The 17,160-nt window shown below is 70.1% G+C and carries 19 protein-coding genes and 4 pseudogenes; 14 read left to right on the top strand and 9 right to left on the bottom strand.

The features are described from left to right. Positions 1-165 precede the first annotated feature (165 nt). The 4 genes from ACZ6AA_RS35595 to ACZ6AA_RS35580 all read right to left on the bottom strand — a co-directional run bounded on the left by ACZ6AA_RS35595 (position 166) and on the right by ACZ6AA_RS35580 (position 3,693). Positions 166-1,017 (bottom strand): universal stress protein, encoded by an 852-nt coding sequence (locus ACZ6AA_RS35595; RefSeq protein WP_471462582.1) that lies wholly within the window; start codon positions 1,015-1,017, stop codon positions 166-168. Positions 1,018-1,041: 24 nt separating this feature from the next. Beyond that, positions 1,042-2,046, bottom strand: coding sequence for a type I glyceraldehyde-3-phosphate dehydrogenase (gene gap, locus ACZ6AA_RS35590; protein ID WP_468455120.1), 1,005 nt, complete (start codon positions 2,044-2,046; stop codon positions 1,042-1,044). An 85-nt stretch (positions 2,047-2,131) separates the two neighbouring features. Beyond that, positions 2,132-3,022 (bottom strand): universal stress protein, encoded by an 891-nt coding sequence (locus ACZ6AA_RS35585; RefSeq protein ID WP_468483435.1) that lies wholly within the window; start codon positions 3,020-3,022, stop codon positions 2,132-2,134. Positions 3,023-3,162: 140 nt separating this feature from the next. Next, positions 3,163-3,693 carry a universal stress protein gene (locus ACZ6AA_RS35580; protein WP_471462580.1) on the bottom strand — a complete coding sequence of 177 codons (531 nt, stop codon included), beginning with the start codon at positions 3,691-3,693 and terminating at the stop codon, positions 3,163-3,165. Between the two features lie 632 nt (positions 3,694-4,325). Here ACZ6AA_RS35580 and ACZ6AA_RS35575 point away from each other — a divergent pair. Further along, positions 4,326-5,420 carry a universal stress protein gene (locus ACZ6AA_RS35575; protein WP_471462578.1) on the top strand — a complete coding sequence of 365 codons (1,095 nt, stop codon included), beginning with the start codon at positions 4,326-4,328 and terminating at the stop codon, positions 5,418-5,420. A 294-nt stretch (positions 5,421-5,714) separates the two neighbouring features. Here ACZ6AA_RS35575 and ACZ6AA_RS35570 read toward each other — a convergent pair whose 3' ends face one another. Next, positions 5,715-6,140 (bottom strand): Hsp20/alpha crystallin family protein, encoded by a 426-nt coding sequence (locus tag ACZ6AA_RS35570; protein WP_468455112.1) that lies wholly within the window; start codon positions 6,138-6,140, stop codon positions 5,715-5,717. Between the two features lie 153 nt (positions 6,141-6,293). Between ACZ6AA_RS35570 and ACZ6AA_RS35565 the strand changes: the two genes are divergently transcribed. The 4 genes from ACZ6AA_RS35565 to ACZ6AA_RS35550 all read left to right on the top strand — a co-directional run bounded on the left by ACZ6AA_RS35565 (position 6,294) and on the right by ACZ6AA_RS35550 (position 8,874). Continuing rightward, positions 6,294-7,334, top strand: a complete 1,041-nt coding sequence (locus ACZ6AA_RS35565; protein WP_471462576.1) for a hypothetical protein — start codon at positions 6,294-6,296, stop codon at positions 7,332-7,334. Between the two features lie 35 nt (positions 7,335-7,369). Continuing rightward, a complete protein-coding gene (locus ACZ6AA_RS35560) occupies positions 7,370-7,579 on the top strand; it encodes a hypothetical protein (protein ID WP_471462574.1) in 210 nt (69 codons plus the stop codon). Positions 7,580-7,594: 15 nt separating this feature from the next. Then, positions 7,595-8,065: a GNAT family N-acetyltransferase gene (locus ACZ6AA_RS35555; protein WP_471462572.1), complete on the top strand. Its 471-nt coding sequence runs from the start codon at positions 7,595-7,597 to the stop codon at positions 8,063-8,065. Between the two features lie 311 nt (positions 8,066-8,376). Next, a complete protein-coding gene (locus tag ACZ6AA_RS35550; protein WP_471462570.1) occupies positions 8,377-8,874 on the top strand; it encodes a hypothetical protein in 498 nt (165 codons plus the stop codon). Between the two features lie 289 nt (positions 8,875-9,163). Here the strand turns inward: ACZ6AA_RS35550 and ACZ6AA_RS35545 are convergent, their stop codons facing one another. Continuing rightward, complete coding sequence (locus ACZ6AA_RS35545) at positions 9,164-9,655, bottom strand: Gmad2 immunoglobulin-like domain-containing protein (RefSeq protein ID WP_468455105.1); 492 nt, start codon at positions 9,653-9,655, stop codon at positions 9,164-9,166. Positions 9,656-9,952: 297 nt separating this feature from the next. Here ACZ6AA_RS35545 and ACZ6AA_RS35540 point away from each other — a divergent pair, with 297 nt between their 5' ends. Beyond that, on the top strand, positions 9,953-10,102 hold the full coding sequence (locus ACZ6AA_RS35540; protein WP_468455103.1) for a hypothetical protein: 150 nt from the start codon (positions 9,953-9,955) through the stop codon (positions 10,100-10,102). Between the two features lie 85 nt (positions 10,103-10,187). Here ACZ6AA_RS35540 and ACZ6AA_RS35535 read toward each other — a convergent pair whose 3' ends face one another. Both ACZ6AA_RS35535 and ACZ6AA_RS35530 read right to left on the bottom strand, forming a co-directional pair. Continuing rightward, complete coding sequence (locus ACZ6AA_RS35535; protein ID WP_468455101.1) at positions 10,188-10,826, bottom strand: HAD family hydrolase; 639 nt, start codon at positions 10,824-10,826, stop codon at positions 10,188-10,190. 482 nt (positions 10,827-11,308) lie between these two features. After that, positions 11,309-12,346, bottom strand: a complete 1,038-nt coding sequence (locus ACZ6AA_RS35530; RefSeq protein ID WP_471462568.1) for a site-2 protease family protein — start codon at positions 12,344-12,346, stop codon at positions 11,309-11,311. 236 nt (positions 12,347-12,582) lie between these two features. Between ACZ6AA_RS35530 and ACZ6AA_RS35525 the strand changes: the two genes are divergently transcribed. Beyond that, positions 12,583-13,599 carry an Acg family FMN-binding oxidoreductase gene (locus tag ACZ6AA_RS35525; RefSeq protein ID WP_471462566.1) on the top strand — a complete coding sequence of 339 codons (1,017 nt, stop codon included), beginning with the start codon at positions 12,583-12,585 and terminating at the stop codon, positions 13,597-13,599. 42 nt (positions 13,600-13,641) lie between these two features. On the opposite strand, the gene ACZ6AA_RS35520 is transcribed toward ACZ6AA_RS35525, so the two are convergent. After that, positions 13,642-14,520 carry a universal stress protein gene (locus ACZ6AA_RS35520; RefSeq protein WP_468483446.1) on the bottom strand — a complete coding sequence of 293 codons (879 nt, stop codon included), beginning with the start codon at positions 14,518-14,520 and terminating at the stop codon, positions 13,642-13,644. A 144-nt stretch (positions 14,521-14,664) separates the two neighbouring features. Here ACZ6AA_RS35520 and ACZ6AA_RS35515 point away from each other — a divergent pair, with 144 nt between their 5' ends. The 7 genes and pseudogenes from ACZ6AA_RS35515 to ACZ6AA_RS35485 all read left to right on the top strand — a co-directional run bounded on the left by ACZ6AA_RS35515 (position 14,665) and on the right by ACZ6AA_RS35485 (position 17,106). Further along, on the top strand, positions 14,665-15,165 hold the full coding sequence (locus ACZ6AA_RS35515; RefSeq protein ID WP_471462564.1) for a hydrogenase maturation protease: 501 nt from the start codon (positions 14,665-14,667) through the stop codon (positions 15,163-15,165). A 7-nt stretch (positions 15,166-15,172) separates the two neighbouring features. Continuing rightward, positions 15,173-15,337: pseudogene (locus ACZ6AA_RS35510) on the top strand (acylphosphatase); the annotation flags it as partial. Continuing rightward, positions 15,271-15,489: pseudogene (locus tag ACZ6AA_RS35505) on the top strand (hypothetical protein); the annotation flags it as partial. The pseudogenes ACZ6AA_RS35510 and ACZ6AA_RS35505, both read left to right, overlap by 67 nt. Before the next feature lie 92 nt (positions 15,490-15,581). Further along, a pseudogene (locus ACZ6AA_RS35500) lies at positions 15,582-15,647 on the top strand (hypothetical protein); the annotation flags it as partial. A gap of 17 nt (positions 15,648-15,664) precedes the next feature. Then, positions 15,665-15,817 (top strand): annotated as a pseudogene (locus ACZ6AA_RS35495) (hypothetical protein); the annotation flags it as partial. A 583-nt stretch (positions 15,818-16,400) separates the two neighbouring features. After that, a complete protein-coding gene (locus ACZ6AA_RS35490; protein ID WP_468483448.1) occupies positions 16,401-16,844 on the top strand; it encodes a Kae1-like domain-containing protein in 444 nt (147 codons plus the stop codon). Positions 16,845-16,977: 133 nt separating this feature from the next. Then, positions 16,978-17,106, top strand: coding sequence for a hypothetical protein (locus ACZ6AA_RS35485; protein ID WP_468455802.1), 129 nt, complete (start codon positions 16,978-16,980; stop codon positions 17,104-17,106). Positions 17,107-17,160: the final 54 nt, after the last annotated feature.

Genomic DNA, 17,160 nt, shown 5'->3' with positions numbered 1-17,160 from the left:
CTCTCACCGTACCGGTCGACCAATCCCCGCGAGAGGGTTCGGATACAGGTCGTAGTCACGTTGGCCAAGATCTGTTGCCAACCCCCAGGATCCGCCACCGGTATCCGGCCAGGTCCTGCCCCGTGACTTCGCTGGAGCCACCGTCCGGGCCCGGCAGCCGACGATCTAGGAGTGCGGCACGACCGCCACGGGACATGTCGCGTGGTGGATCATGTGGTGGGTCACGGGCCCGGTCTGTGGGCCGAAGTGTGGGTGTTCGCGCTCCCGCCTGCCGACGACGAGCAGACCGGCACCGGCTGCGGCGTCCAGCAGAACGGGCGCCGGGCGCCCCTTCTCGACGGTCTCCGTGACGGCCACGTCAGGGTGCTTCAGCCGCCACGGTCGCAGAACGGCTTCGACGAACCCCTGCCATTCCCGCACCTGTTTCGGCTGCTCCACCAGGGCGATCTCGCCGGAGCCGATGCTTGCGGGCGACGGATCGCTCCACGCGTGCACCACGTGCAGCGGCGCACGGCGCACCAGGGCCGAGGAGAAGGCGAACTCGATGACCTCGTCGCACGGTTCACTCACGTCGATGCCCAGGACGACGGCGCCCTCCGGCTGTCGTTCCGCGGCCCGTACGAGCACAGCCGGGCGGGTGGTCCGTGCGACGACGCCCTGGGCGACCGATCCGACGAGCAACCCCGTGACCGCACCCCGGCCTCGTGAGCCCAGCACCGTCATGACGGCGCCGTCCCCCGCCCGCAGCAGAGCCGCCGTCGCAGGCCCTGCGGTGTGCTCGTCGGTCAACCGCACCGACGGGCACACCGACCTCACCTGCTCCTCGGCCTCGTCCAGGATCTGCCGGGCGCGGCGCCGCGCGACGACGCCTGCCGGCCCCGGCTCCTCCGGCCGTGGGCCCCCCGCATGGATCAGGTGCAGCCGGGCATCGCGGAGGACGGCCTCCGCCGCCGCCCAGCGGGCCGCGGCGATGCTCTCGGACGACCCGTCCACGCCGCTGCACAGTGTCCGTTCCATGGCACGCGCCTCCTTGGTCGCCGCCTACAGCCGTTCGGCCACGTACACGGTCAGGTCGAGCAGTCGGTTGGTGTAGCCCCATTCGTTGTCGTACCAGCCGAAGACCTTCACCAGGTCACCGTGGGCCTGTGTGAGGGCGGGGTCGAACACGCATGAGGCGGGGTCGCCGATGACGTCACGGGAGACGATCGGGGCCCGTGAAACCCGCAGGATGCCGGACAGTTCACCGGCGGCCGCCTCGTCGAACGCGGCGTTGACCTCCTCGGCGGTCGTCTCCCGCCGCAGCACGACGGTGAGGTCGGTCAGCGAACCGTCCTCCACGGGCACGCGCAGCGCGAGTCCGTGCAGGGCCCCGTCAAGGTCGGGCACGATGGCGCCGACGGCGCGCGCCGCGCCCGTGCTGGTGGGGATGATGCTGAGTGCGGCGGATCGGGCCCGGCGGAGGTCCTTGTGCGGGCCGTCGAGCAGTGCCTGGTCGTTGGTGTAGCCGTGCACGGTGGTCAGCAGGCCGCGGGCGATGCCGAAGCGCTCGTGCAGCACCTTCACCATCGGCACGACGCAGTTGGTGGTACAGGAGGCGGCGGAGACGATCTGATGCCGTGCGGGGTCGTACGCGTCGTGGTTGACGCCCATGACGACGGTGGCGTCGACTCCCTTGCCGGGGGCGGAGAGCAGCACCTTGCGGGCGCCGCCCTTGAGGTGCAGAGCCGCCGCGTCGCGGTCGCGGAAGCGGCCCGTGGATTCGACGACCACGTCCACGCGTTCCGTGCGCCAGTCCAGGGCGGCCGGGTCGCGTTCCGCCGTGACCGCGACGCGGTGTCCGCCCACGGTGATCGACGTGTCGTCGTGCAGGATGTCTTCCCGGAGCCTGCCGTACGTGGAGTCGTACTCCAGCAGATGCGCCATCGTTCCCACCGGGGCGATGTCGTTGACGGCGACGACCTCGACGTCCGAGCCGCGCTCCAGGGCGCAGCGCAGGTAGGTGCGGCCGATGCGGCCGAATCCGTTGATGCCTACGCGGACGGTCATGTGCGGCTCCTTGGGGTCGTGGTGGCCGTGAGGTCCACGGCGCATCGTCGGGTGAACCGTGCTTCGGTGATCGTCTGGGGGCGGCTCATTCGTGCGCGACAACGGCGATGGGGCAACCGACGTGCTGGATGGCCATGCGCGTGACGTGGCCCGTGTGGCCGCCGACGGCGCCCCGGCGGGCCTCGCGGCCGAGGACGAGAAGGCCCGCGTGTTCCGCGGCCCGCAGCACGGCGTGGACGGGGCGGGTGTGCTCCGCCTCCGCGTGGACGGTGACGTCGGGGTACTTGTCACGCCACGGGTCGAGCACGCTGTCCAGTGCCCACTCGGCGTCCCACCGGCCCGGCGCATCCCCTTGTTCACCGGTGTGGGTGTGAGGAAGCCTCCACGCGTACACGGCGTACAGCGGAGCGGCGCGGTGCCGCGCGGCCTCGAAGGCGAAGTCGAGCAGCGCGTGGCAGTCGTGCGCCAGGTCGAGGGCCAGCGCCACCGGTCGGTACGGATTGCCGGCCGAGGCCTGCCCGTCGCCGTTCGGCACGTGCTCGTCGACGGCGGTGAAGCCCTCGCGCACCAGGACGACCGGCGTCCGCGCGCGGGCCACCACGGCCGTGGCGACCGACCCCGCGAGGAGGCCGCCCAGTCCGCCGAAACCCTGACTGCCGAGGACCAGCAACTCCGCGGACTCCGCCTCGGCCACGAGCGCCGGCACCGGCAGCCGCCCGATCGGCTCGGCGGTCGGACACACCCTCGGACACTCAGCGCGCACCTGGTCCACGACACCGTGCAGGATCGTTCGCGCACGGCTCTGCGGAACCTTCAACTCCGGCAGGCTCACCGGTTCCGTGTCCTGCGGCATCCCTTCCCAGGCGTGCACCAGCCGCAGCGGGAGACCGCGGCGTACCGCCTCCCGAGCCGCCCAGTGTGCGGCACAGACGCTCTCACGTGAGCCGTCAAGGCCCACCACGATCGGTCGGACCATCGTCGTCACCCCCTCTTGTGTCACAAGCCTCGCGCGGTCGACGTCGGGTGGGCAGGGGCCGCCCGGCCCCATGCCCCGGGCCTTTCGGGTTGCTCATGCCGGGCCGCTCTCCGCAACCGGGGATGGAGCCGGCGGCGAGTTCAGGCACGTTCCAGGCCCGCTGCCGTCTTCCGTGCGGGACGCGGTAGGGCATGTTCGTCGGATGAGTGCGGTTCGGGCACAGTCACCACGGGGCACACCGCGTAACGCAGGCAAGTCCGCGCGACCGCGCCGAGCGCAGGCCCAGAGACATCCCTGAAGGGCTTGCGGCCGAGCGCGAGCAGCACGGCGTCCTCGGTGTGGCGTAGAAGAACCCGCTCGGCAGGGCCGCGATCCAGCAGCGGAACGAAGTCGATGCCCGGGTCCACGTCAAGGAGTTCGGCCACGGCCTCCTCCAGCGTCGTGGTGGCACACGCGTGTTCCTGTTCCGGCGTGCGCCGTCCCGCGGCGGGCGCGTAAGGCGCTCGCAGGACAGCAGTCGGCTGCCAGGCGTGCACGACCACGAGCGGAGCACGCAGAAGCCGGGCCTTCGTGGCCGACCAACGCAGAGCCGCGAGGGCGGCAGCCGAGCCGTCCACTCCTACGACCAGCCCACCCTTGGCCACATCCATCATGATGTCCTCGTTCCGCATCAGGGCCGTCCATGGCGGCGAGGGACCGGAACTCACCCGCTCCCGTGCCCCTCGCCCGGTCCAGCGGCCGTACCGTCACGCGACACGCCTCAGCATCGGCGGCACCGATGCGAGTGCCGGTCCCGGAGCCTGAGGACGCGTTGCCCTGACCGGGTCCAGCAGCTTCCGGTTGTCCTGCCCCCACCGTGGCCCGCGACCGCCGGGAACGAACAGGGGCCACCCGGCCGCGGTGCGAGGCCGAAGGAACCCGGCCCGTCGCCCGGCCGCGCCCCGATGAGGCTCCGCCACACGAGGTGGCAGAACCCCGGTGCGGCCGAGCTGCCCTCCGGTGTACGCCGACTGACCGAGAAGGAGACTGGCTGGGCGCCGCAGCCCGTCCTAGGGTGAAGTGCCTCCCAGCCCGGCCGCACAGCACGCCGGCCGTCCACGTCACAAGCTGTCGGAGCTCAGCCACCCCAGGATGACCGAAGGCGTGGCAACCGACCCTTCGTGCACGAGGCCCTCCGGCGCGATCAGCCCGACCTGATGAACACAGAACTCCGGAGCTGCACGTCACAGCCCGGAGGGGTTCCCGTGCCCGCCCCCTCCAGGCCGGGGCCGGGCCCGGCCCCGAAACGACCGCGGAGGTGACGATGACCACCGAAGTACGCACACCGATCGTGGTCTGTATCGATGAGGATCCGTCCTGCCGGGAGGCACTGGCCTGGGGGGCCGACGAAGCCGCAGGACGCCAGCTGCCTCTACGCCTGCTCATGGCGCGGGGCCAGACCGGCCATGGCCTGGCTGAGCCCATGCGGTCCCGGGAGGACCAACAGGCCCGCGCCCCGCACGGCGCGGCGGAACAGAACCTCGACGAAGCGGTTGCCTACGTCCACAACCGTCACCCGCGCTTGGAGGTCTCCACGCTGCTGGTTCTGGATGCACCTGCGCCGATCCTGCGCGACCAGTCCCGCACGGCCACGGCCGTGGTGCTGGGCTCGCGACGGCGGAACAAAAGAGGGCAACTGTTCGCCTCAGCCCCTTTCGCGTTGTCGGTCATCGCGCACGCCACCTGCCCTGTGGTGGTCGTGCGCCACCACGAACTCGTCGGCCAGCAGCCGTTCTTCGTCGTGGGTATGAACGTGGGTCGGGACGGCCACCACCATTCCGCAGCCGCCCTCGACCTCGCCTTCGTGGAAGCCGCCCGGCGCGGTGCGGCGCTACGGGTGCTGTACGTATGGCGCCCGCCGCTCCTCGGCGTCCTGGACGAACGAGCGGCCTTGCGTGACTGCCGCCAGGTCCTGTCGGAGACGGTGGCAGTGCGACAGGCCCTTCACCCAACCGTGGACGTACACCACAGGGTTGTCCGCGGCCACCCGGCGCAGGTACTGACTCAGGAGTCCGCGCGCGCCCTGGGCCTCATCGTGGGAACTCGCGGTCGCGGCCTGCCCGGCCCGGCGCTCGGCTCAGCCCTCCACAGCGTGCTTCGCCACGCCCGGTGTCCGGTGGTCGCCGTTCCCCGGCCGACTGCATGCCGCCATCCGCGCGGGCAGCCGCGCGTCCATCTGTTGTTCTGCGGAGCCCGGAGAGCTGTCGGGCAGTGCACCCGCATGCTCACCTGCCTCGCCCGCGCTCGGCTCGGCAGGTCGGTGCGGGTGTGCCGGGCTTGTGCCCGGCTTGGCTGCAGTGCGGTCCTAGGACGTCGCCGCAGCACCCGGTGCTGCAAATGGCCGGAGCTTCGACGATGAGTCCGTCATCAAGCTGAGCGTGGGTGAACGCCGTCTGGCTCGAAGTGCGGTTTGCGCCCACCTCCATCCAGTGATCACGGTCAAGAACGGGGTCACCCAGGTCGTCTCGGAAAAGATCTCGACCCGCGCCATGAAGCGGCCCGAGTTGGAGACTGCCGGGAAGCTCGCCGGGAAGATCCGCTCCTCCGGAGTCGCCGTGACGCTCGTCGTCCAGGGGCGCAAACGGCTCGGCCGCGGCATCGGACCCGCCATGCGTCGGGAACATGCAGAGGCGCGCGCTTCACATCCCGGTACTCAGACGCGTCGTACCGGGATGGCCCAGGTGCCCGTCTTCGCGTCCGGCACCGGAACCTCGACGGTCAGGACACCGTCCTTGTAGTCCGCGGTGGCATCGTCGCCCCGGGCGGCGGCGGGCAGCCGGACCGAGCGGGCGAACGTCCCATAGCGGAATTCGGTGTGGTGTTCGGCGGTGGTCTCGGCGCCACGTTCGGCGCGCAACGTCAAGACGCCTTCGGCAATGCCGAGTTCAATGCCCTCGGCCGGGTCGACCCCCGGGAGTTCGGCCCGCAGGGTGTACACCCCCTCCCTCAACGATTCCTCTATCCGGATGCCGTGCGGACCAGGGGTCGTGAGGACTCCGGGCAGCCCGGACTCCACCCAGGCGAACAGATCCGGCAACACCGGTGGCCATCCCGGCAGCCGTTCGATCATTCCGGTCATCTCGCCCTCCCTGCGATGCTGTTGTCGGGCTTGTACGTCGCTCTTGTCGGGCTTGTCCGTCGCCTCATCCTTCCGCCACCGACACAGGGAGAGGGCTCTCGCGCCTAGCGTCGAGGGTGACGAAACCATTCGATGCCCCGGAACGAGAACCCGATGGAAGACTACGAGCATGCCGCGATGGCTGACCCGTTTGCCCGCTCGGCTTCTTTCTTCACTCAGCTGATCTCCGATCTCTCCGGCCCCGCCATGCTGGTCCTGCCTCATCGGGATGTGGAGGAAATGGCCGCGGCGCGGGGCCGGGAGCGGGCCCGGCTGCTGCTGCAGGCCCACCTTGATCTGCGGGCCCGCCACGAGGAGACGGAACTGGCCGCGCTGAATCCGTGCTCGCGTGCGGCCCTGGCCGGCGGACGCACCCGCCTGGAGCGCGGGCATCACCGCGAACGGGCCACCGTCCTTCGGACGGTGAGGGTCACCCGGTGCGCGCTCAGGTCACCGGGCCAGGTCAACTGCTACCCGGCCGACAAAGTGCTCGGCCTACCGTACGAGCGGCACAACCATGGGAGTACGCAAGCACGCCGTGCTCGAGGCGGTACGCGGTTCATACGACACCGCGATGGAGGCGATCACCCGATGCTGCGGGAAGGTAGCAGGCAAACGCCAGTCGAACACCTCGTGCAGGCAGCGGCGGTGAACGTGGCCGCGTTCTACGCCGCCCGCATCCCCATGCCGCAGAGCGCGGACATGCTGCTGGTGCTGTCCGTGGACGGCAAGGGGATCATCATGCGCCCGGGCCACCTGCGCGAAGCCACCCGCAAGGCGGCCGAGCGGGCCAAGCGGACCTTCCGCACCCGCCCGGCCACCGGCGAGAAGGCGGGACGCAAGCGGACGGCGCACGACATCATCTCCCCGCCCGGCGGCCGCAGCGGCGAGCGAGCACCCCGGCCAGGGCCGAAAGCACAGGAGAAGTGGCTGACAGAATCGGTCGAACACGATCCCGAGCACGTCCTCGCCGCTGCCTTCGACCAGGTCCAGGCCCGTGACCATCCACATCGTCCTCGACCTGGTCCACGTGATCGAAAAACTCTGGGCCGCATCCCGCTGCTTCCACGCCCCCGCCGACGCGGACGCCGAGGACTGGATCGCCGTCAAGACCGCCCGCATCCTTCGCGGACGTGCCCAGCAGGCCGCCGATGAGATCCGCGCCGAGGCTGATCATCGCAAGCTGACCGGTGAACAAAGGCGCGGCCCGCCACCTCATCGCCGACGGACTCGACATCACCGGCAGCAGAAGGAGCGTCCCCGGCGCCGAAGCCCTCCTCATCCTCCGCGCCGTCATCAGTAACGACGACTTCCCGGCGTACTGGAACTTCCACGTCCAGGCCGAGCACCGACGCCTGCATCCAGGAGCCGACCAGGCCAACTACAGACTCACCGGTTGAGCGATGATCTCGCCTATGACCACATTCACCGTCCGCAAGGCACAGGCCGCCGACGCAGTTGCTCTGGCACGTCTGAGGTGGCGTTTCAAGCTGGAAGACGAGCCGAACCCAAGCGGCGGACAGGAGTCCTTCATCCGCGAGTGCACCGAGTGGATGCGTACCCGTCTGGCCGGGTCCTGGACCGCCTGGATCGCCGAGGCCGATAACGAAGTCCACGGCCATGTCTTCCTGAACCACGTGGAGAAGATTCCCGAGCCAGGCGCCGACGCCGACACGCTCGGCTACGTCACCAACTTCTACGTCTGCCCGGAGCACCGCGGCCGCGGTCTGGGCAGGGCGCTGCTGGACGAAGTAGTCCGCCACGGTCGGCAGAACCGCATGGACACTCTGATCGTCTGGCCCTCGGAACGGAGTGCATCCCTGTATCGCCGGACGGGCTTCGCTGCACCGAAGGAAACCCTGGAACTGCCCATCGAACCACTCTGATTGCTCAGGAGGTCCCCGCAGAACAGCTACACCCAATCGATAATCCCGACAAGGGACGCCGAGGAGAGGCCCTGGCGCCCACGTCGATCATGGGCCGGGCATCGTTCCTGGCGGCACCGGAGCAGATGTCGACATGGGGTCGACCAAACCCGGCGCGCCCAACGGCCCAGCACGCCTGTCGCCCCAACTACGCCGTACGGCCTCCAAGTCGGTCCTGTCGGCCCGCCCACCGCAGGGTCCCGACGCGGTGCACTGGATGGTGAGAGACCTGGTCGTTCCACTTCGGTGGCCGGGCAAAGAGAGGAGAAGCCATGCTTACAGCCCCTGCTCTCCGCCGTCTCGCGTTGGGCGGCGCAGTGCTGCTGCTCGGAGCGACGGCACCGGGCATCGCGACCGGCAGCCAGGCCAGGAGCGCGGCCGTGGCCACCCCGGAGGCCCCACAAGCCCGCGGCGGCAGCCCGCAGTCCACGGTCGATCGGGTCGCTGACTTCTACGGCGCGTACATCGACATCCTGTTCGACTCCGGTCGAGGGCGCCTCAGCCATGCCCTCCGCAACCACTACCTGACCCCCGAGTTGCGCCACACTCTGGCCCGCTGGGAGGCCACCCACCACAAGGACGGCGTGCTGCGCGCCACGGGGGTCCCCACGGCCTGGAAGGTCGTCTACAACGACAGCGGGATGGGGCACTGCTGGAGCCGCGTAACCCTGACCTGGAAGGTCTCGGAGAATCACATCCGCCACACTCATCTGATGGTCCAGTCCGACATCGCGACGCGCTTGATCTCCGACCTCAAGATCGGCAAGTGACCGTTGCGCCTCGGCCTGCGAGGCGAGCGCGATCAGCCGCTGCGAGCCGTGACCCTGCCCACTCGCAAGGCCCCGCCCATGAGAAGGCGGTCGGTCCCAGACGAGACCGACCGCACTCTGCCACCCTCACTCGGCACGGCAGGTTCCGGGCAACGGCTCAGGGGCAAGAGTCCGACTCCTTGATCGGCGTCGGCGCCGCCCTGCGGATGAGCACAGTTCTCGCGGAGCCCTCGCAGGGCAGCGTCAGCCCCTGGTCAGTGCCGACTTCTCACAGCATGCGACGACAGGTTCAAGAACCGATGGGTATCCGCAGGACCTGCCCCGGGGTGATCTTGTCCGGGTCGCTTATCTGGTCCGGGTTGGCACGCACGATGCGCTTGAACAGCGAGGGGTCTCCGTAGTGTGCCTTCGCCAGTCCGGACAGGGTGTCCCCCTTGACCACCTTGTGCTCGCGGTAGCCGTAGTAGCCGGGCACGATACGCGGCCCGTAGAGGACGGGCGTGGTCACCACGTTGATCTCGCTGCCGTCCTTGGGGCTCTTCTCGAACACCTGGATAAGAAGCCGGTCGGCCTGGAACTTGGCTTTGCCGACGTCCACCTGGACGTGGAACTGTCCGTGCTCACCAGTGCCGCCGCCGACGTTGAAGTGTCCGGTCACCTCGTCATGGCCATCGCCGACCCGGTAGTGGAGCGTGCCCTCGTGGCCAGTGCCGACTCCACCCACGTGCACCGGGTTGCCGACGAGATCAAGCTTTCGAGGTTGATCGATCCGATTGGTCATGAAACCTCCAGCGCCTAGAGAGCCTGTGGTTCCCCTCCAGCCAACTCCCTTTTCCACCGCCCGCAAGCGGAGCTTTCGGACGTTTCAGGCGCCCGTCCGAGCAGATGGCCCGAAGGGCCGCTGTCGGGTGCCCCGGTCGGCCTGGCTCTGTTCACGGGTAGCGACAGCAGTTGTTCACGGATTGGTGCTGGTCATGCCGCAGATGTCGAAGGTCGAGCTGTATGCGGCGATCCGGCGGGCAAAGCCGTGCACCGCGTCTTCGCCTCATGCGGGCAGGAAGCCTTCTTCGAAGGCCACGTGCACGCGCTCAGAACGCTGGGCGGTGTTCCGCGGAGCAAGGTCCGCTACGACAACCTGAAGTCCGCGCCCGCCCAGGTCCTGGGACTCAGCCGGGCTCGGGGCGAGACGGACCGCTGGTCCCCGAAGTCGCCTGGCTCGCTGAGCTGAACGAACTGGCGGAACAGACCACAGCGGGCTGATCAACCACTTCAACGCCTGGCCAGGCAGCCGCTGAAGAACGGCCAGGCCGACGTCACGCGAGCGGGACACGGTCTGGGGCCAGGGGCCCGGCGTCCAGATGAGCTGCGATGCGCGTGATGGTCCGGGCGTTGTCCTCGAAGAGGTGGGCATGCATGCCTGCCGCCCGGGCGGCCTCGACGTTGACCTCGACATCGTCGATGAACAGGCAGTTTTCCGGCCGCACGTTCAAGCTGGCGCATGCGGCCTCGAAGGCACGCAGGTCGGGCTTCTCGATGCCGATCTCGTGGGAGTAGACGATCTGCTCCACCAATTCGTCGAAGTGATACAGCGTCGTCTCCCGCTCGCGGGCGCCGACGAAGCTGTTGCTCAGGATGCCCAGCCTGCAGCGTCCCCGCAGCCCCCGCACATAGTCGATGAGGTCCTCGTTCGGCGTCCCCAGATACTCCGCCCAGAGATCAGCCATGAAGGCTTCACCCTGGGAAGCGTCGAGACCCAAACGGACCGCCACCTGCTCGTGCACCTCTCGCTCGCTGATGCTCCCGACGCTCCCGGCCCGCCACACGTCGCGCATCCGCTCATGGACAGTGCCCAGTGGCAGCTCCAGCCGCTCTTCCCACCGTTGCACCCATCCAGTTTCCGGCGTGATCTCCAGCACGCCGCCGATGTCGAGAACGACACAGGTCGCGGTCACGCGAACTCCCCCTCTTCGTCCTTGCCCAGCGAGCACAGACCGCCCGCTCATGTGATCGACAGAGACACTGTCGTCTCCCCCTCTGGGGCAAGGTCAAGCGATCTTCGAAGCTTGTGACAGCCCTGTCGCAACCCGCCGACCCGACTCACCTCAATCAGCAGGTGCCTTCAAAACTCATGACGATCTGCGAAGCCGCCCACCGGACGATGCCGTCAAAACTCGTTAACCAACGCTGTCGCAAGAAGTGATCGAAACCAGCCCAGAACTCCTCGGCGTGGAAAGGCAGCGGTACACGATCTCCGCGACGACGAGTACGGCCAGCCATCGACGGCCTCGCCCGTCAGCCAGTCGAGCACGTCTTCCTCGCTCAACGTCCTGTCGCACGAGCCCAGCATCAACTTCCCCTCAATCGGGACAGGTTTGCCGCTGGGCACCCACGGGTGCAGCAACACGCGCATGGTGACCTCTCCCCGGTGGCCCGTTCAGTCCGCGACAACAGTGATCTCGGGCGCCCGACGCAGCGAGTTGTGGACCGTGCAGTGGTTCACGACCGCGCACAGCGCCCGTCGCCGCACCTGGCTGAGGGGCACGGGCAGCAGGATCCGCATCCGCACAGCCGCGACCCGGGCGGGCCGGTCGTCCGCCATGTCGAACTCGGCTCGCACGCGCAGGCCTTCGCACGGCAATTGGTGGCGTTGCAGGAATCGACCGGCGTAGTACGCGACGCAGGCGGCGAGCGACGACACGAACAGCTCCACCGGTGTGGGTCCGTCGTCGTCGCCGCCCGCCACGACGGGCTGGTCGTGGTCTCGGACGAACACCGCGAAAGTCCCCGCAGCGATCAGGAACCAGCCGACGAGCGCCGCCCACTGCCCCACGAGCACCCCGCTCAACAGCACGGACGCGAAGCCGGGGAGAAGCATGAACCAGCCGAGGTACCGGCCGGCCGTGGCAGCGCCGCGAGCCGCTCGCACCGGGTCCTCACCGCGGTGCCACAGGTAGGCCCGCAGCACGCGCCCGCCGTCGAGCGGCGCCGCGGGCAGCGTGTTGAACACGGCGCGCACGAAGTTGATCGCGGCAAGCCAGCTGACGCACTCCACCGCGAGACCGGGCGCCGACAGCACCGCCATCCAGGCAGCGGTGCCGGTGAAGAACACCGCGGCGACCAGACTCGTCAGCGGGCCCACTCCCGCGATGCGAAGCTCTGTGCCCGGATCCCGGGCGTCGCCGCGCAACCGCGTGCCCCCGCCGAACATCCACAGGGTGACGCCCTCGACGGCCACACCACTGCGGCGGGCGACGACCGCGTGTGCCATCTCGTGTGCCAACAAGGAGACGATGAACACCAGAGCCGTGATCAGACCGAGTCCCCAGTAGGCCCAGGCGGGTTCGCCGGGGTATGCCTGCGGAAAGCGGCCCCGCGCGAGCGTGACAACGACGAGAGCCACGATGAACAACGTGCTCCAATGCACACCGACCCGTACGCCTGCGATGCGCCCGAGGCGCAGAGTCGCATTCATGGTCGGCCTCCTGACCGTCCGTGCCCGGCTTCGACTCGTCAGACTGCCCCTTCTCCTTCGCATCCTCCTGCCGCACGTGCCGTGCCAGGCAGGTCGGACGGCCCCCGTCCAGGGACGCTCGGCCCCTGACCACCGTGGTGGCCCGACCGGACGCTTCAGCGTGAGACAGATACGACAAGGCAGGCACGACAGAGCATGCGGTGGCCCTGGGGCCACCGGGCACGGGATGGTCCGTCATGACGGAACAGCGCACACTCACGCCTTACGACCACGCCGCCAACCACGTTGTCCGCGCGGCTGCCATGGCGCCCTCACTGCACAACTCCCAGCCCTGGCTGTTCACCTGCTCCGGTGGCCGGGTCCTGTTGTACGCGGACGGCACTCGGCGGCTTCCGCTGGCCGACCCCCGCGGAAGGCAGCAGGTGATCAGCTGTGGTGCGGCGCTCTTCAACCTGCGACTCGCCGTGCGGAACCTCGGGTTTCAGCCGATGGTGCAGCCCTTCCCCGACGCGAGGGTGCCCGCGCTGCTCGTACGGGCGGGCTGGGGAGCGTACGACCCGTCGACCCCCGAGGAGAGGCTGATGCACCACGCGATAGGCAAGCGCCACACCCATCGTGGGCCCTTCCACACGGCACCACCACCCGCGCCCCTGATCGAGGCCCTCCGGCAGCAAGCGCGCTCCGAGGGCGCCGAGCTGTGCACCCTGGACGACCTCACCTCACAGAGTCGCCTCGCCGAACTGGTCCGTGAGGCCGAGCGCCTCAGGCGGCACAGCCCGGCCTATCTCGCCGAACTGCGCCGCTGGACGCGGCTGGGCGACGACTTGCGCGACGACGGGGTGCCCGCCGCGGCCTGCGGATTCCATCCGGACTGCACGGCTTTGGCCGGTCGTGACTTCACCGATGTGACGCGTCATCCCGAAACCGCCTCGCCGCCCGGGAAGTGGCCGGCCCGCACCGGGCTCGTGGTCCTGCTCACCACGCCGCACGACGGCTGTCAGGACTGGCTGCGGGCGGGCCAGGCCCTGCAGCGCGTCCTGCTGTACGCGACCGGCCACAAGGTCGCGGCCGGGTTCCACACACAGCCACTGGAGTTCACCGGCCTGCGGGCCAAGGTGCGCGCCGTCGTACCGTCAGGTCAGCACCCCCAAATGATCCTGCGCCTCGGATACACCCATGACCGGGTGCGTACGCCACGTCGGCCCGTGGCGGACGTGCTGGCCCGCAGCACCGGCACGAGGCCCACCGCGTGACTCCGGCGCGGCGGGCAGGTCCCTGGCGCGCCGCCCGGAACGTCACGTGTGCGGCACGACCGCGACCGGACACGCGGCATGATGCAGAACCGCGTGGTTGACCGGGCCCAGTTGCATGCCGAGGTGTCCCTTGCGGCGGCGGGCGCCGACCACGAGCAGGTCGGTACAGGCCGACGCCGCCAGCAGTGCGGTCCGGGCATGTCCTTCGACCACGTGTTTGCGCACATCCACCGTCGTGTCGCCGCGCACGATGTCACGCAGCGCCTCGTCCAACTGCCCTTCGGCGCGGATCTGGTGGAAGTCCGTCGGCTCCCCGCGCCGCGGCTCGTCCGGCACAGCGTGGGCGGGACACCGCCAGGAGTGCACGGCACGCAGCACGACTCCGCGTGCCTCGGCGGCCCGGAGCGCGAAAGCCACAGCGGACCCTGACTCACCTGCCTCGCCGACCCCGGCGGCGACCTCGCGGAACCCGCCGTCGCGGTTCTTCTCCCCACCGCGGACCACGATCACGGGTGATGGGGCGTGCGCGGCCACCGACAGGCTCACGGACCCCAGCAGCAACGATGTCAGCTCGCCCCTGCCACGGCTGCCCACCACCACCGTGGTTCCGCGCCCGCTCTCCCGGATCAGCAGTGTCGCCGGGTCCTCGGCCACCACGTCACTGGTGACCTTCAGCGCCGGCGCACGACGGCGCGCACGCTCGACGCTCTGCCCGACGATGTGATCGGCGTACACATGCGCCGGACTGCGATGAACGCCGAACGACGGCTTGTGGCCCTCGTACCGCTGCCACGCGGAGGCGTAGACGATCCGCAGTGGCACTCCACGGAGTGCCGCCTCGCCGACAGCCCAGTCCACCGCGGCCAGGCTCTCCTCGGAACCGTCCACACCGACGACCAGATCCTGCTCCACGGCCCTCATCCCCTTCTCGTTGCTCGGCCCGTTGCGTGTGCCCCCATCGCAAGCCGGGGTGACGTACTCCAGCGAGGCAGAGGCGCAGCGGCCCCCGGAAGGGGCTGATCGGCCCCTGCGCGGTGCGCGTCGGGGACGACCACGGTGAGTCGCATGAAGAAGCGCACGCACATCGCCGTTGTCGGCGTCGGCAATGCGTACCGGCACGACGACGGGATCGGCTGGGCGGTCGTCGGGCGACTACGGGAGCGCGCCGCGCGGCGTCCCCTGCCGCCCGGGACAACGCTTGCCGCCTGTGACGGGGATCCCGTTCGGCTCATCGCCCTGTGGGAGGGCGCCGAGCTGGCCGTGGTCGTGGACGCCGCGCACGCGCATCCAGGCACACCGGGCCGCGTCCACCGCATCGAGTTGGACGCCGTGCGGCTCGCGCAGCCCCCGAGGGCCAGTTCCCACGGTCTGGGGCTGGGTGAGGCCGTCGAACTGGCCCGCGTCCTCGGCCGGTTGCCTGGTCGGATGGTCGTGTACGCCGTCGAAGGTGCCGACAGCTCTCTCGGTACCGGTCTGTCGCCCGCGGTCGCGGAAGCCCTCGCGCCACTGACCGAGTCCGTCGAGCTCGAAATCGTGCGGCATCGTGACGCCGCCGCGCGGGGGTGAGTGGAGGATGCGTGTGACGCGGGCTTTCACGGTCCACGGGACCGTCCAGGGCGCGGGGTTCCGCCCCTTCGTGCACCGCTTGGCGGACGGGCCCGGCCTGAGCGGCTGGGTGGCGAACGTGGACGGGCACGTCGAGGGCGAGGTGACGGGGCCGGACGCGGTCACGGAGTTCGGCCGAGGGATACGCGCGGACGCACCCCCGCTCGCACGGGTGCGCGGGGTCGTGTTGCGGGAGCCGGACGGCACGCGACGCGTCTGCGTGAGATCCCCGCCGACGCGGCGACCTGCGACGCCTGTCCGCGCGAGCTCTTCACGCCGGAGAACCGGCGCCACCGGTATCCGTTCGTCGACTGCACCGACTCGGGCCTCGGGCCGCCATCATCGAGGGCCTGCCATACGACCGCGTGCGGACGACGATGCGCCGTTTCCCCCTGTGCGCCGACTGTGCCGCGGGGTACGCCGACCCCCGCGACCGGCGCTTCCACGCCGAACCCGTGGCGTGTCCGGCGTGCGGCCCGACCCTCACATCGGGGACTCGCGCGGCGAGCAGGCGCTCAAGGCAGCGGTGGGGTCGCTCGCCACAAGCGGGATCGTCGCGGTCAAGGGGCTCGGCGGCTATCAGTCGGTGTGCGACGCGACCGACCCCGAGGCGGTGGCGGAGCTGCGGCGGCGCAAGCGCAGGCCGGTCAAGCCGTTCGCCGTGATGGTGCGTGTGGCGGGCGGACCTGCGCGGCTGAAACAGCACCGAGCGGGCGCTCCTGACGCCGATCCGCGCCCGCTACGACGACTCCGTGGTGACCGCCGCAGGCCGGCTTCCGCTCACCGCGCGCCGCGCCCGCGGTCCGGCCCCCGCACCTCTGCCCCTCAGTCCCCCCGCACCCGTGCCGCTCGCTGGCGCGGGCGCGCAGACGAAGCACACCTTCACGCTCCGGGTACCTGTCCACACGATGGGCCCTGGAGCAGCCCGTGCCCCGCGTCGCGGTGCAGCGCCATCACGCCCACGTAGCCGCGTGCGCCGCCGAGCACGGAGTACACGGGCCGTTCGTCGGCGTCGCCTACGGCGGCTTCGGTCTCGGGGACGACGGCACGCTCTGGGGCGGGGAGGTGTTTCGTCGCCGACCTGCCCCACTATCGACGCGTGGGGCGCTTCGCCACCGCACCGCCTGCCCGGCGGCGAGTTCGACACCGTCGCGAGCTTTCTTGGACTCGCCGACACCGTCAGTTACGAGGGTGAGGTGGCCGTCGCCCTGGAGGCCGCCGCGGGCCTTGCGGGCCGGGACCACCCGGTGCCGCTCAAAGACCGCCTCGTGCGCGTGGCCGGTCTGTGGGTCTACGACTCGGCGGCCACGCCCGGAGACCTGCTGGACCGGCAGGCCGACGGCGGGTCCGTGCCGCGTCTGGCCGCCGCCCTCCACAGTGCGCTCGCCGCCGCCACCGCCGAGCTGGGCGCCCGTGCGGTCGGGGACAGCGCGCCCCGGACGGTGTGTCCGGGCGGCGGCTGTTTCGCCGACGTCCAGTTGCTCACGCAAGTACGGCGACGACTGCGAGCCCACGGCCTTCGGGTCCTGGTCGACCGTCAGGTTCCGGTCGGCGACGGCGGCATCAGCTGCGGGCATGCCGCCGACGCCGCGGCCCCGCTCGCCGAGGAACGTCGGGGTACGGCGCGGAAGGGCAGGTGACAGCCGTGTGCTTGGGGGTTCCCGGACGGGTGCTCGACCTTCACGACGACGCCGGGTTGCGCATGGCGACCGTCGACTTCGGTGGCGCTCGGCGCGACGCGTGTCGAACTGCACACCGGACGCAGATGTGGGCATGAACGTGGTCATCCATGTCGGCTTCGCCATCGCCCAGGTCGACGAGGCCAAGACCCACCGCACTCTGGACGTGCTGCGGGTGATGGCCGACGCGGTCGAGGGCGAGTTCGGGCAGGCCTTGCCATGAGGGCCGTTCGGCCCGAGTCGGGGCGCCGGTCGGCCACTGCCCGGCACCGGTGTC

This window comes from Streptomyces sp. NPDC040610 (assembly GCF_055594065.1).
The sequence above is the reverse complement of the archived record's forward strand: the minus strand, read 5'-3'. Positions and strand labels throughout refer to the sequence as shown.

Bases quoted from the DNA above. Each gene is read 5' to 3' on its own strand.
- ACZ6AA_RS35520 (WP_468483446.1), bottom strand. From the start codon at position 14,520: ATGAGGGCCGTGGAGCAGGATCTGGTCGTCGGTGTGGACGGTTCCGAG.
- ACZ6AA_RS35585 (WP_468483435.1), bottom strand. From the start codon at position 3,022: ATGGTCCGACCGATCGTGGTGGGCCTTGACGGCTCACGTGAGAGCGTC.
- ACZ6AA_RS35525 (WP_471462566.1), top strand. From the start codon at position 12,583: ATGACGGAACAGCGCACACTCACGCCTTACGACCACGCCGCCAACCAC.
- ACZ6AA_RS35580 (WP_471462580.1), bottom strand. From the start codon at position 3,693: ATGCGGAACGAGGACATCATGATGGATGTGGCCAAGGGTGGGCTGGTC.
- gap (WP_468455120.1), bottom strand. From the start codon at position 2,046: ATGACCGTCCGCGTAGGCATCAACGGATTCGGCCGCATCGGCCGCACC.
- ACZ6AA_RS35530 (WP_471462568.1), bottom strand. From the start codon at position 12,346: ATGAATGCGACTCTGCGCCTCGGGCGCATCGCAGGCGTACGGGTCGGT.
- ACZ6AA_RS35485 (WP_468455802.1), top strand. From the start codon at position 16,978: ATGAACGTGGTCATCCATGTCGGCTTCGCCATCGCCCAGGTCGACGAG.
- ACZ6AA_RS35570 (WP_468455112.1), bottom strand. From the start codon at position 6,140: ATGACCGGAATGATCGAACGGCTGCCGGGATGGCCACCGGTGTTGCCG.
- ACZ6AA_RS35565 (WP_471462576.1), top strand. From the start codon at position 6,294: ATGGAAGACTACGAGCATGCCGCGATGGCTGACCCGTTTGCCCGCTCG.
- ACZ6AA_RS35545 (WP_468455105.1), bottom strand. From the start codon at position 9,655: ATGACCAATCGGATCGATCAACCTCGAAAGCTTGATCTCGTCGGCAAC.
- ACZ6AA_RS35555 (WP_471462572.1), top strand. From the start codon at position 7,595: ATGACCACATTCACCGTCCGCAAGGCACAGGCCGCCGACGCAGTTGCT.
- ACZ6AA_RS35575 (WP_471462578.1), top strand. From the start codon at position 4,326: ATGACCACCGAAGTACGCACACCGATCGTGGTCTGTATCGATGAGGAT.
- ACZ6AA_RS35515 (WP_471462564.1), top strand. From the start codon at position 14,665: ATGAAGAAGCGCACGCACATCGCCGTTGTCGGCGTCGGCAATGCGTAC.
- ACZ6AA_RS35595 (WP_471462582.1), bottom strand. From the start codon at position 1,017: ATGGAACGGACACTGTGCAGCGGCGTGGACGGGTCGTCCGAGAGCATC.
- ACZ6AA_RS35550 (WP_471462570.1), top strand. From the start codon at position 8,377: ATGCTTACAGCCCCTGCTCTCCGCCGTCTCGCGTTGGGCGGCGCAGTG.